Origin of the sequence: Nocardia sp. NPDC006982 (assembly GCF_042869435.1) — a bacterium.
In the GTDB taxonomy this organism is placed as follows: domain Bacteria; phylum Actinomycetota; class Actinomycetes; order Mycobacteriales; family Mycobacteriaceae; genus Nocardia.
This window is the reverse complement of sequence record NZ_JBIAFV010000032.1, coordinates 1-11,587: the sequence shown is the minus strand read 5'-3', so window position 1 is coordinate 11,587 and position 11,587 is coordinate 1. Positions and strand designations below refer to the sequence as shown.

At 64.3% G+C, this 11,587-nt stretch carries 12 protein-coding genes and 3 pseudogenes; 8 read left to right on the top strand and 7 right to left on the bottom strand.

Features of this window, described 5'->3' with window-relative positions; all coding sequences use genetic code 11:
• Positions 1-4: 4 nt before the first annotated feature.
• The 4 genes from ACFYOW_RS46595 to ACFYOW_RS46580 all read left to right on the top strand — a co-directional run bounded on the left by ACFYOW_RS46595 (position 5) and on the right by ACFYOW_RS46580 (position 3,774).
• Positions 5-988 (top strand): NADPH:quinone oxidoreductase family protein, encoded by a 984-nt coding sequence (locus ACFYOW_RS46595; RefSeq protein WP_387298111.1) that lies wholly within the window; start codon positions 5-7, stop codon positions 986-988.
• 71 nt (positions 989-1,059) lie between these two features.
• The gene (locus ACFYOW_RS46590; RefSeq protein ID WP_387298109.1) at positions 1,060-1,914 is read left to right on the top strand and encodes a 3-hydroxyacyl-CoA dehydrogenase family protein; all 855 of its coding nucleotides are present in this window, start codon (positions 1,060-1,062) and stop codon (positions 1,912-1,914) included.
• An 83-nt stretch (positions 1,915-1,997) separates the two neighbouring features.
• Complete coding sequence (locus tag ACFYOW_RS46585) at positions 1,998-3,275, top strand: Glu/Leu/Phe/Val dehydrogenase (protein WP_387298166.1); 1,278 nt, start codon at positions 1,998-2,000, stop codon at positions 3,273-3,275.
• Positions 3,276-3,378: 103 nt separating this feature from the next.
• Positions 3,379-3,774 (top strand): MerR family transcriptional regulator, encoded by a 396-nt coding sequence (locus ACFYOW_RS46580; protein WP_387298107.1) that lies wholly within the window; start codon positions 3,379-3,381, stop codon positions 3,772-3,774.
• 398 nt (positions 3,775-4,172) lie between these two features.
• Here the strand turns inward: ACFYOW_RS46580 and ACFYOW_RS46575 are convergent, their stop codons facing one another.
• Positions 4,173-4,736, bottom strand: coding sequence for a zinc-binding dehydrogenase (locus tag ACFYOW_RS46575; protein ID WP_387298164.1), 564 nt, complete (start codon positions 4,734-4,736; stop codon positions 4,173-4,175).
• 48 nt (positions 4,737-4,784) lie between these two features.
• A pseudogene (locus ACFYOW_RS46570) lies at positions 4,785-5,030 on the bottom strand (alcohol dehydrogenase catalytic domain-containing protein); the annotation flags it as partial.
• 183 nt (positions 5,031-5,213) lie between these two features.
• Here ACFYOW_RS46570 and ACFYOW_RS46565 point away from each other — a divergent pair.
• On the top strand, positions 5,214-5,615 hold the full coding sequence (locus ACFYOW_RS46565; protein WP_387298105.1) for a winged helix-turn-helix transcriptional regulator: 402 nt from the start codon (positions 5,214-5,216) through the stop codon (positions 5,613-5,615).
• A gap of 403 nt (positions 5,616-6,018) precedes the next feature.
• Here the strand turns inward: ACFYOW_RS46565 and ACFYOW_RS46560 are convergent, their stop codons facing one another.
• Both ACFYOW_RS46560 and ACFYOW_RS46555 read right to left on the bottom strand, forming a co-directional pair.
• A complete protein-coding gene (locus tag ACFYOW_RS46560) occupies positions 6,019-6,204 on the bottom strand; it encodes a hypothetical protein (RefSeq protein WP_387298103.1) in 186 nt (61 codons plus the stop codon).
• Positions 6,201-7,106, bottom strand: a pseudogene (locus ACFYOW_RS46555) (transposase); the annotation flags it as partial. The gene ACFYOW_RS46560 and the pseudogene ACFYOW_RS46555, both read right to left, overlap by 4 nt.
• Positions 7,107-7,165: 59 nt before the next feature.
• Here ACFYOW_RS46555 and ACFYOW_RS46550 point away from each other — a divergent pair.
• Positions 7,166-7,426, top strand: coding sequence for a hypothetical protein (locus ACFYOW_RS46550; RefSeq protein ID WP_387298172.1), 261 nt, complete (start codon positions 7,166-7,168; stop codon positions 7,424-7,426).
• Here ACFYOW_RS46550 and ACFYOW_RS46545 read toward each other — a convergent pair.
• A pseudogene (locus ACFYOW_RS46545) lies at positions 7,360-7,551 on the bottom strand (transposase domain-containing protein); the annotation flags it as partial. The gene ACFYOW_RS46550 and the pseudogene ACFYOW_RS46545 sit on opposite strands and share 67 nt — an antisense overlap.
• A 689-nt stretch (positions 7,552-8,240) precedes the next feature.
• On the bottom strand, positions 8,241-8,618 hold the full coding sequence (locus ACFYOW_RS46540) for an Rrf2 family transcriptional regulator (protein ID WP_387298162.1): 378 nt from the start codon (positions 8,616-8,618) through the stop codon (positions 8,241-8,243).
• On the opposite strand from ACFYOW_RS46540, the gene ACFYOW_RS46535 reads away from it, so the two are divergent.
• Positions 8,557-8,694 (top strand): hypothetical protein, encoded by a 138-nt coding sequence (locus ACFYOW_RS46535; RefSeq protein ID WP_387298170.1) that lies wholly within the window; start codon positions 8,557-8,559, stop codon positions 8,692-8,694. The genes ACFYOW_RS46540 and ACFYOW_RS46535 overlap by 62 nt on opposite strands.
• Positions 8,695-9,089: 395 nt before the next feature.
• Positions 9,090-10,067 carry a zinc-binding dehydrogenase gene (locus ACFYOW_RS46530; protein ID WP_387298101.1) on the top strand — a complete coding sequence of 326 codons (978 nt, stop codon included), beginning with the start codon at positions 9,090-9,092 and terminating at the stop codon, positions 10,065-10,067.
• A 164-nt stretch (positions 10,068-10,231) separates the two neighbouring features.
• On the opposite strand, the gene ACFYOW_RS46525 is transcribed toward ACFYOW_RS46530, so the two are convergent.
• The coding region (locus ACFYOW_RS46525; protein WP_387298099.1) for an NF041680 family putative transposase at positions 10,232-11,587 on the bottom strand (1,356 nt) is incomplete at its 5' end.

The window sequence follows — 11,587 nt, the reverse complement described above, 5'->3', positions numbered from 1 at the left end:
ACGAATGCGCGCAGTGCTAGTGGAGGAGTTCGGTCCACCGTCCAGCCTCGTCGTGAAAGATCTTCCTGACCTCCGGCCCGGACCAGGTGAAGTGGTGATCGAGGTCGTCGCGGCCAGCGTCAACTTCCCCGACATCCTGGTGGTCGAAGGGACGTATCAGAACCTTCCGCAACGTCCCTTCAGCCCCGGTAAAGAGGCGACCGGGCGCGTCGTCGCGGTGGGGGAGGGCGTAGAGCGGATCGTGCTCGGTCAGCGCGTCCTCGCGCTGGTCGAGTACGGCGGGTACGCCGAGCAACTCGTGGTGCCTGAGGAGCTGGTGGTCGAGCTCCCTGACGAGGTCGGATTCGAGCAGGCCGCTGCCGTCGGCTTGGTCTACGCGACCGCTCACTTCGGTCTGCGCCGTCGCGGTCAGCTCTGCGCTGGAGAGACCGTGCTGATCACCGGAGCTGGTGGTGGCGTGGGCTCCGCGGGCGTCCAGCTCGCCAAGTCGTGGGGCGCCCGCGTCATCGCGCTTGCGCAGGACGAAGCGAAAGGTGAGTTGGCCCGGAAGCAGGGGGCGGATGTCGTGCTCACATCTGGACCCGAGACTCTACGCGACGACCTGCTGGCCGCCACAGACGGTCATGGCGTGGACGTCGTGCTGGAGATGCTCGGCGGCGAATACCTCACCCAGGTTGTCCGAGCCACTGCGTGGGAAGGGCGAATCGTCATCGTGGGCTTCGCATCCGGCAGCCAGACCCCGATCAAACCGGGCCATCTGCTTGTGAAGAACATCAGCGTCACCGGCCTCCAGAGCAGTGACTACCGTGACCGTCATCCGGCTCTGACTCGGGCGACGATGACCGAGGTGCTCGAGCTCCTCGGCAGAGGTGACGTCGATGCTGCCATCGACACCGTCTTCCCGCTGGAAAGGGCAAGCGACGCATTGCAGTACGTCAGAGACGGCAAGGTCAAGGGCAAAGTGGTCCTGACGACGGGGCTCGCCTGATGGCGCCGCGGAATAGCGACCTGGCGGCTGGACACTGCGGGGCCACAAAGATCCGTAAAGGGGATGTGCCGATGACCGGGTTCGCGGTACTGCCTGCGGCTGTCGGTGTTTATGGTGGCGGGCGGATGGGCGCAGGCATCGCTCATGCCTTCCTCGCAGCTGGGACACAGGTGGTCATCGTCGAGATGGATGAGTCGGCAGCTGAGGCGGCGCGCGAACGTGTCGAGCGCAACATCGTGATGGCCGATCGCCGTGGCGGCGTGAACCGCCGACCGGAAGAGGTCCTGGCCTCGTTTCGCACCGCCACCGATGCATCGGCGCTGGCAGGATGCGGTCTCGTCGTGGAGGCGGTCCCGGAGTCGGTCGAGCTGAAGGTCTCGGTGCTCGACGAGGTGGAGAGGGCCGTACCCGAGGCAGTGCTGGCAACCAACACCAGTTCACTGTCTGTGAATAGCCTGGCTGCGGCGCTCGCCCGGCCGGACCGGTTCATCGGCCTGCACTTCTTCAACCCGGTCCCGGCCAGCGAGCTGGTGGAGATCGTGATCGGCACCGCCACCTCGACTGAGCTGACCACGGCCGCACGCGCTTGGATTGCAGCGCTCGGGAAGACGGCCATCACCGTCACAGACTCGCCCGGCTTCGCCAGCAGCCGACTCGGCTTGGCGCTTGCACTCGAAGCGATGCGCATGCTCGAGGACGGAGTTGCCTCGGCGGAGGACATCGACACCGCGATGACCCTCGGCTACAAACACCAAATGGGTCCCCTCAGGACCACCGACGTCGTAGGACTGGATGTCCGGCTGGCCATCGCTGAGCATCTCGCAACGGAAGTAGGGGACCGCTTCCAGCCTCCGGCGATCCTTCGCGACAAGGTCAGCGCAGGGCAACTGGGCCGCAAGACCGGACAGGGGTTCTACGCATGGTGACGTCGGATACGGGGCAGTCGACCCTCGACCTGGGGAGCGATCCCCGGCGCCAACAGCCGATCAGGCCGCAGGAGTAGGTGACGATGCAACCGTTGGCGATGACCGCGGTCTCCACCGCGAGCCGCCCGTTGGATGACGCACGCACCCAACTACGGGAGGCCGTCGAGTACCTGCAGTACGACGAGAGTGTCTACAACATGCTGTCGGTCGCTAGACGAGAGCTCTCGGTCAGCATTCCGCTTCGTCGCGACGACGGCCGCGTCGAAGTCCTGACGGGTCATCGTGTGCAGCACAACCTTTCGCGCGGACCAGGAAAAGGTGGTCTGCGCTATAGCCCCGATGTCGGCATCGACGGGGTTCGTGCTCTTGCGATGTGGATGACGTGGAAATGCGCGCTCTTGGACGTTCCCTATGGCGGGGCGAAGGGCGGCGTCACGATCGATCCGCGATCGCACTCACTTGCGGAGCTGGAGCGGGTGACCCGCCGGTACACAAGCGAGGTCTCACCCTTCATCGGCCCCGACACCGACATCATGGCTCCCGACGTCGGCACCGATGAACGCACTATGGCCTGGATGATGGACACCTACTCGGTAGGCCGAGGAAATACGGTCCTCGGAGTCGTGACAGGCAAGCCGGTCACGCTTGGCGGTTCGCTTGGGCGCGCAACGGCGACATCGCGAGGTGTGGCCTACGTTGCCCAGCTGGCACTGGCCCAGCGATCGATTCGTGTAGGACGCGCGTCGGCGGCCATTCAGGGCTTCGGAAAGGTGGGGCGAGGAGTCGCTCGGATTCTCCACGACGCCGGCGTCACCGTAGCTGCCGTGAGCGACGCCGACGGAGCGATCTTCCGTCAGTCCGGTATAGACATTCCGAAGCTCGAGGAGCACGTCGACACCACCGGTTCCGTCGTTGGCTTCAACGGTGCCGAACCGCTGCCGGGACAGCATGAGCTCTTGACGCTCGACGTGGACCTGCTGGTACCCGCCGCCGTCGAGGCGGTTCTCACCGAGGAAAACGCAGCCCAGGTCCGCGCGAAGGTCGTGGTCGAGGGAGCGAACGGGCCCGCGACCTCAGCGGCAGATCGAATCCTGCGCGAGCAGGGCTGCCTCGTCGTGCCGGACATCCTGGCAAACGCAGGCGGAGTGGTCGTCAGCTACTTCGAATGGGTACAGGCGAATCAGGCCTACTGGTGGACGGTCGACGAGGTGGAGAGTCGACTCGACGCTCGCATGCAGTTCGCCTGGACGCGGGTGTGGGAGCTCGCCGAGTCCAGCGGGATGCCCCTTCGCAGCGCGGCGATGGCCTTGGCCGTCAGGTCAGTGGCCGAGGCACATCGTTACCGCGGCCTGTACCCCTAGTCGCGTTAGCCACCTGCTCGAGCCATCCCGGGATCTGGTCGCAGGAGTCGGGGTACACGAAGTGGAGGGAAGAAAATCATGACACAAATGCGTTCTCGTCAGCATGAAGATCGGTGAGGCGTCGATCGTGAGCGGGGCAAGCCCGCGCGCGCTTCGCCTGTACGAGGACGAGGGCCTGATCGTGCCTGGTCGCTGCAGCAACGGGTACCGCGACTATTGCCCATCGACGATTGATCGAGTTCGCGTGGTCCGCTTCCTCCTCGATGCCGGGCTTCCGGTGCGGTTCATCAAGCAGGTCCTGCCGACGCTCGTCGATGGCGCCGGTGACCTCGACACACAGGCCCGCGAGGAAATCGCTGCGTATCACGACCGGCTCACGCGAAGGATTGCGCTCCTGGAACGACAGCGCTCCGCCCTCGGTGAGTTCCTGTCCCAGGCGGCCGATGGCGAGGCCTTCGAGCGCTTTACCTTCACCCATGCGTCAGGCTCCTACGGTTGACGGTGAAGATGTGAAGATGAGGGGGTCGCGTAGAAGCCTGGTTTGATCTCGAGTTCGACCGACTCTTCTTCGGGAGGCGTCCTTCTTGCGATCTCTCGATCCTGCGCTTGCCGTGACTTGCGTGTCGCACATGGTGGTCGTGACCTGATAGGACCGTGCAAGAAGCTCTGGGGTTCCCCAGGTGAACCTCATACACCCCGTTCCGCGACGAGACCTGTGATGAACGACGCGCGGTAGAGCACGGTTCTTGCCGGATTGACACCCGCAATTAGAGACAATCCGGCCCATGAAAACTCATCGCGTAGCGGCGAGGTATGCCACGCCCTCGCTGTTCGCCGGGTGATCGGTTCGACAACCGACCACCCGAGTGAACCGTCGTGTCGGGACCTGCGGCCGGACTACTGAAGGGTCAGTACTGCTTTGCCTTTTACCTGCCGATCCGCCAGTGCGCGAAGAGCGTCGGGTAGGTCTGTCCAGTCGGCGGTGTAGCCGATCGCGGGATGCAGGATGCCTTTGGCCACGAGCGCGACGAGCAGGCCGAGGTCGGTGCCGAAGGGGCCGCTGGCGTAGGACAGGAACGATTGAATTCTGGCGCCTTCGTGTCCGATGAAGTCGTAGATCGTGACAGCGCCCGGTTCGCCGGTCGTCGTGCCGATGAGCAATACCAGACCGCCCGGCTCGACCTTTGATATCGCCGACGTCAGTGATTTTCCGCCTATCGATTCGCTGACGACGTGATAGCGGCCATTAGCTTCGTCGATCGACGACACGACATTGGACGCGCCGAGGTCGAGGAGGGCTGTGGTGTGCTCAGGGCCCGCGATCGCGGTGACATCGGCGCCGCGGGCAGCGGCGAGCTCGACCTGGAGACGCCCTACCGCACCGCTCGCGGCGGTGATCAGTACGCGCTGCCCGAGCAGGTCCCCTGCGAGTCGCAGCGTCCGCAGGGCCGTGATTCCCACTATGGGGAGCGTCGCCGCAACATCCAGGCTCACTTCATCTGGTACGGATGCGAGCTGCTCTGTGGACACTGCGACCTTCTCAGCCCATCCGCCTTGCTCTGCAGCGCCGAAGACCCGGGTCCCAACAGCGGGCCCGCTGCCGTCGGCGGCAGACTCGATTACTACTCCCGCGATGTCCTGTCCCGGCCGCCAGCCAGTCGGGCGAGCGTTCAGCAAAGCCAGCTCGCCGCGATTGACCGAGAACGCTCGGACCTCGACGACAGCCTGGTTTGGCTTCGGGGCTGGGTCGGGCACCTCCTGAAATTCCACGAGATCCGTCGTACCGGGGCTATTCACAATGGACCGCACTGTTCCTCCTTGGTGTTATCGCATGCATGGACAAGCTAGGAGGCTTTAGTCTCTTCTGGTAAGAAGGAACCTAAAAGTGCCTAAGGTACTGGCTGGTATTTGTGCTTGTCAGGGTGGAGGCGTGCAGTGGTGACCGCAGAGGAACGCAGGCAGAGCGCGAAGGCTGAGTATGACGCTTTCGTCGCTGATTGCCCGACCCGCGAGTTGCTGGCGACAATAAGCGACAAGTGGGTGACACTCGTACTCACGGCGCTGGCCGAGGGGCCGCTGCGACACGGTGGGCTGCGTCGCCGGATCGCTGGTGTGAGTCAGAAGATGTTGACCCAGACGCTGCGGTCGCTCGAACGGGCTGGGCTCGTCGACCGGACAGTCACACCCTCGGTACCGGTTCGCGTTGACTACTCGCTGACCCCGCTGGGCCACAGCCTGCTACCTGTAGTAACGGCAGTGAAGATCTGGGCCGAGGGGAACATGGACGACGTGCATGATGCGCAACACCGATTCGATAGACGACAGGCGGGGGAGATCTGAAGTGCCGGATGCACTTTCCGCGGTCCGCCACACAACACCGTCGGCATGGTTCGATCACGTCCAAATGCGTTACGTTTGGGGGGCGGCAGTCTCGTGAACGACACCCGAGCGGGCGCTTCGCGCGGTGTTAGCTACTTGCCCCTGAAAAGCCTGTCTGAAGGTAATACGGGACGGCGGCCGACGCTTGATGGCCAAATTATCTCCGCTGGTGTTCTACCGTCTTGGCGCTCACCAGCGGATCACAGTCATCTGCTGGAGGTTGTATGCGAAGATACGCAGCCCTATCCAGGTGCGGGCTCCCTCGTGGCGGCACATCCGGGCGCGGCGAAGTCCGGATCCTCGTTTGAGGTGGCTGATGCGGGCTGAGGTTCACCCAAGGCCGGGTAGTTAGTGTTTTCGCTTGTCATGCAAGGGTTTCGGGTGACCAGGCGGTGGCGCTGTAGAGGCTTGGGCCGAGTTTGTGGATGAGGCTGTCGTTGGCCCACCGGGTCAACTGTCTGTACATGGTGTTGAGGGTGATGTCGCTGTAGTGGGTGGCGATGTCACGGGCTCGCCACAGGCGGGTGGGGTCGGTGTCGAGCAGGGTCATGATCCGGTGGCGTCGGCGCTGGTCGGGGCGGTGCGGCTGTCGTGGCGGGAAGTGGTTGGGAGCGGGAGTTGTTCGGTGTCGGGCACTACGATGGCGAGGTCGAGATTGGTGACGGTGCGGCTGGTGTCGGGGCGTCCGTCGTCGAGGCGCTCGTTGTAGCGCGACATCGGTGATTTGACCTTGCGGGTGCTGACCCGTTGCCGGCGTGGTGGTAACAGGTGCCCCAAGATCCGGACGCCGATCCGCCCGAGAAGGCCGCTTCCGGTCCTGGTGGGGACGACCCCGTCCGCGGTGACGACCTGGTCACGGGCGGTGTGGAAAGCGATGGCGAAGCTGCAACGGTCCGGGTCGGTACCTGGACGGGATTCGGCGGCGTCGACCATCACGATGCGCAGCGCTTGGTACAGGCCCAGCAGGGCCCACATTTCCTGTTCGACACCGACTGGGTCGCCCGAGCGCAGAACTCGTCCGGCCATGATCGTGTGGCGCAGCGCGTAGTAGGCGGATTCATGTTCCCACCGCTGGTGGTAGAGGGCCATTAGCGTCGCTGCCGGGTAGCGGCGGGCGTCGGTCAGGGTCGTGACGAGGCGGTATCTGGCGGTGAATACGGTGCCGTCGATGCAGGTAACGGTGATCTGGGCGTCGATGATCCGCACCGGGATCCCGGCGATGACCGCCAGATACGAGCCATCGCCCAGGCGGGTCAGGATCGGGATGCGCCGGTTGCTGCGCGACCGACCCAATACTTGGGCACCGGTCGCGCAGACTTTGACGAGGAAGTCGTTGCTGTCGAAGCCCCTGTCCCACAACACCAGCATGTCCGGGCGCAGTAAATGCAGCAGCTTGCAGGCGTAGCCGGTCTCGCCCAGCTCGGTGGGTCCGAACACTGCCCCGATCACCGCGCGGGTTCGGGGTCTCCACCAGCGTCATCAATTCCAGCATCGGGTAGGCGTAATGGGCGGTGGCACGCAGCCAGGCCCGGTTCCGAGCGGTGGCGGGCACTTTCTGGGAGGTGCAGCCATCGAAGGACACCATCCGATACCGCCCGAACCGAACCCCCGGAGTCGACGGCTGCGCCAACGGCCCGGCCAGCACATCGAACAACATCCGCATCGGCGCGACCCCCACCCGACGGCGCAAGTCCCGCAACGCTTTCGCGGTCGGGGCGGGCAAGGGTATCCCGGTCAGCGAGGCCGTGAGTTTGTCCCAGACCGCCCGATAACCCACCTCGGGGAACAAGCACATCGCCAGGAGGAAATAGACCCCGACCCGAGACGGGGGATCACGCAACCGGCGCTGCACCGAACGGGTTTCCTCGAGGACCGCGTCGACAAGTTCGAAGGGCACCACCACGGTCAACTCGCCCAGATGACCGGCAGCGAACCGGCCCGCGGCCACGGTCACCGACCGGGTGATCGCCGCCAACGCGGGAGGCAGGGGAGAATGAAACGGCAACGGAGCTCCTCGGCAACAGGCTGTCTTGGTCGACTTCCTGAACCAACGAGCTCCGTTGCCCTATGCCCGAAAACCTCAAACCGCTTGCGCCACCAGCGAAAACACTAACTACCCGGCCTTGGGGGAACCCCACTCTTCACCGTCTTTTCCAAGCATGCACGGATGAAAGCTGTCTACCTTGCCAATCAAGAATGTGGATTGAACCCTCGATACATCTTTGTCAAGCGGTGTCGGCGTGGTGGGAGAGTGTGGTTACCATCGCCTCGGTCGGCAGCCTCGCGACTGGCGAGGGACCTGCTCACCGAGGCGTCCACTGGGCGCTGGATTGCTTGGACCTGGCCGTTCGGGGGCGGCGGCGCGTTCCAATGTCGGCTATTTCGACTTCGACACTGCCGCTGGACAATTCGCCCCACCGGGGGCGCCACTGAGTTCGTAACGTCTCGCAAGTCGACACCACGAGGTTCAGCGGGACGGGGCCGCGCAACTGCCTGCACGACGGCACCACCGATATGGTTATCGACAATCAGCCAATCACCGGCCCCGACATCGTCACCGGCCGATTCTTCTGCCGGCGTCGTCAGTTAACGACAGGGCTCAGCGTCCGGGGCAGGACGTCTTCGATCGACGTGCCTGCCAGCTGCCGGCTCATCGTATCCTCGAGATCCCCGTACACCCGACGCAATACCGGCTGGAGGCCCCGCCCCACCGGGCACCCCTGATAGGGAGCAGCCGCGTGCAGCCCCGAACAACTCACCTGGCTCCACCGCCTCATGCACCTCCAGCAGCGAGATCAACGCTGCAGGCCGGGCCAGGCTCCAGCCCGCTCCGTTCCCTCGCTGGGACTCCACCAGATCGCCCTTGCGCAACTGACCCAACGCCCGGCGGATCATCACCGGATTGGTGTTCACGCTCACCGCAATCCGATCCGAGGTCACCACCTCCTCGCTGTTGCGGGCCACTAACGCCATCCACGACAAGATGTGGATTGCAACAGTGAACCGGCTGTTCGTGCTCACCGACTACCTCCTGACGTAACCGAGGTAGTTACAACACGTAGATGTTGTCAAGGTGCTCGACGGGAATAGCCACCGGTCGAGCCGGAACTTACCCACCTCGGCGGCCTGGCCGCAGCGTGCCCCCGGTCCGGGTTCGGCGGCGAGTTCGGTGACGTCTGGATGGTTCCCCGTGTTCGTAGGCAAGCAACGGTTGAACGGTGCCGCCGCAGTCTTTTATGGAGAATGATCAGCGGGAGGCCGCCGTCAAGGAAATACTTTGCGCCCCAGCCCCGCACCCCGACGATCATGCAGACATCACGCCTCCCCAGGCGGCTGATCGCGAGGCCTTCGAACGCTTGACCTTCACCCATAGGTCAGGCTCTTACGGTTTGACGCATGACATACAACTCGAGCGCAAGTGAACTCCTGGGGACCATGAAGGGCCTGGTTCAGAAGTCCTTCAACGGACCCGACGATCTCGTACTGGCGACGGACCTCCCGATGCCGTCGCCGGGCCCGCACGAGTACCTGATCAAGGTCGGTGCCGCCGGGCTCAACTTTGCCGATGTCATGCAGACGAGAGGCACCTACGCTGGCGGTCCCGCTCCTGAATACGTCGCGGGATTCGAAGCAGCGGGTGAGATCGTTGCTGTGGGCCGAGAGATCCCTGATCCGTTGCCTCTCGGCTCCCATGTCATCGGAGCGGGCCCCGGCGCCTTCGCCCAATACATGGTCATGCCGTCCGTGACTGTCGCTCTGGTTCCTTCTGGTTGGAGCGATGCAGCTTCTCTGGGCATGGTGCTCAACTGGGCGACAGCGCTGGCAGCGATCAAACCGTTGGGGAACCTGGCCAGCGGAGACTGGGTCCTGGTCCACGCCGCAGCGGGCGGAGTAGGGCAAGCGGCAATCCGTCTCGCTCGGCACTACGGCGCCAAGGTGGTTGCGACGGCATCCCAGCGCAAGCACGACGTCCTCGCGGCCTTGGGTGCCGATGTCGTCCTCGATCGTGAGCACGTGGACCTCGAGGCGACGATCCTTGGACTCACCGGCGGAGTCGACCTGGTCCTGGAGTCGATCGGGAAAGCGACGTTCAGGACGAGCCTTTCGGTCGCCAAACCGTTCAAGGGCCGTGTGGTCGTGTTCGGAGCAGCCTCCGGCGACGCTTCCATCAGCACCCATGAGCTCGTGTTCGAGCACCGAGTCCAGGTGAAGGGCCTTCATGTGGGCGCCTTCGCGGAACTCGTTCCAGACTGGTATGCCGAGTTGCTCGAAGAGCTCGCGACGCTTATCGAGCTCGGGGTCTACACGCCGGGCAATCCGGACGTCCGTACGCTTGCAGACGGGCCTGCTGCAATGCGTGCGCTTGCCTCCGGGAGAACCGTGGGGAAGCTGGCTATCGACCCGTGGTCATAGCGACGGCGTAATCCTGGCCTGATGGAGGCTTCCGATGCACGCACGGATGAATGCTGGCGGGATTCACCGATGAGCAGGCGGCATCGAGGTCGGCCAGCGGGGGTTCTCCTTGCTTTGCTTTTAACCCCCATCGGCTGTGCTGGTGGGGGTTAAGGCGTTTTTGCCTACTGGTTGGTGTGGGGCGGGTTGCTTGTTTTTGGTGCCGGGTGGGCGTCCGGGGCCGGGGCGGGAGGGTTTGGGTGCTCTGGCGGGTAGGGCTGTTGTCGGGCGGAGGTTCCGAAACCCTCGACGGACTCGCGCCGGGGTGAGCCGATCGGGTCGGGTGGCTGGTTTTCCCAGGGGCGACTCAGATCGCGGGTGAGGTTGCGTGCCAGGCGTAGTTGGGTGTGGGCGGCGATCACCAGCCAGGTCCAGCGGTCGGCGGCGTGGGGATCGCGTAGATGAGGGCGAGTCCAGCCCAGGGTTTGCTTGAAGAATCTGAAGGTGTGCTCGATGTCGAAGCGGTGCAGGAACGTTCGCCAGTATCGGTCCACCTCAGCAGCGGTGGCTTCGGGGTCCGAACACCATAGCCAAACCGGTTTCGGGTTGTGGTCGCCGGGCAGGTACTGCACCCGCAGCCGCAGCAGCGTGCCCTCGATAGTCGGTAGCGGGCCGGTGTGGTCGGCCCAGTTGCCGCGATGCTTGAGCATGGGGTGCAGCCGGTGCCAGGCGCTGGCTTCGGCCAGGACGTAACGGTCGGTGTCGGTACGGGTCGTGACCTCGGCCAGCGCGAATTCGGGTCCGTGTTTGGCTGGACGTTCGGTCCTGGCTGCCGGAGGGGCCGAAGCGGGCAACGCCAGGACCCGGTCGCTGCTGATTCTGCCGACCAGTTCCACTGGCAGGTCAGCCAGCAAATATTCCAGGCGGGTGATGTCGTAGCCGGCGTCGAACACGATCAGGATCGCCGGGTCCTCGGGCCGGTGTTGCCCGGCCACCCGCAGTTGGTCGACAACCTCACGGAATTGCGTGGAAGTCACCGTGGTCGGATCGTCGTCAGGGTCGATGCGCACCGCGTCCACGATCGCGGTCCATGATGTGCGGCCGGGCTCCAATGCCGCCACGAACGAGTAGGGCCAACCGGGAATCATTTGCGCTTGACCTTTTCCGCGTCCATAGACGTGGCAGAACGCCCGATCGGGGCTGGTCGCGGCGTCCGGGCGCAGCCACGGACTGACATCGACGGTCAGCAAGATCCGACTGTCGCCGTCGCGCGGCACCGACAAGGCGGCCAAGGATCGCCGCGGCCTTGCGAAGTCGATACGTCCACTGCCCAAACCGTCATACAGCGCGCCATGCCCGCGACGATGCTCGGCAGCCAACGACAACCCGACAAGAGTATGGACCGGGCCATCGCTGCACAGCACCGTGTCGGTCAGCTCGAACAGCGCGTCGCAACGCCGATCGAGGCAGTCGTAGAACGAATTACGAAACACCGCAAGACAATTCAGATCGAACGAGCGTGTTGACTCGACCGAACTCAT

Bases quoted from the DNA above. Each gene is read 5' to 3' on its own strand.
- ACFYOW_RS46580 (WP_387298107.1), top strand. From the start codon at position 3,379: ATGAAGATCGGTGAGGCGTCGATCGTGAGCGGGGCAAGCCCGCGCGCG.
- ACFYOW_RS46585 (WP_387298166.1), top strand. From the start codon at position 1,998: ATGCAACCGTTGGCGATGACCGCGGTCTCCACCGCGAGCCGCCCGTTG.
- ACFYOW_RS46595 (WP_387298111.1), top strand. From the start codon at position 5: ATGCGCGCAGTGCTAGTGGAGGAGTTCGGTCCACCGTCCAGCCTCGTC.
- ACFYOW_RS46530 (WP_387298101.1), top strand. From the start codon at position 9,090: ATGAAGGGCCTGGTTCAGAAGTCCTTCAACGGACCCGACGATCTCGTA.
- ACFYOW_RS46590 (WP_387298109.1), top strand. From the start codon at position 1,060: ATGACCGGGTTCGCGGTACTGCCTGCGGCTGTCGGTGTTTATGGTGGC.
- ACFYOW_RS46560 (WP_387298103.1), bottom strand. From the start codon at position 6,204: ATGACCCTGCTCGACACCGACCCCACCCGCCTGTGGCGAGCCCGTGAC.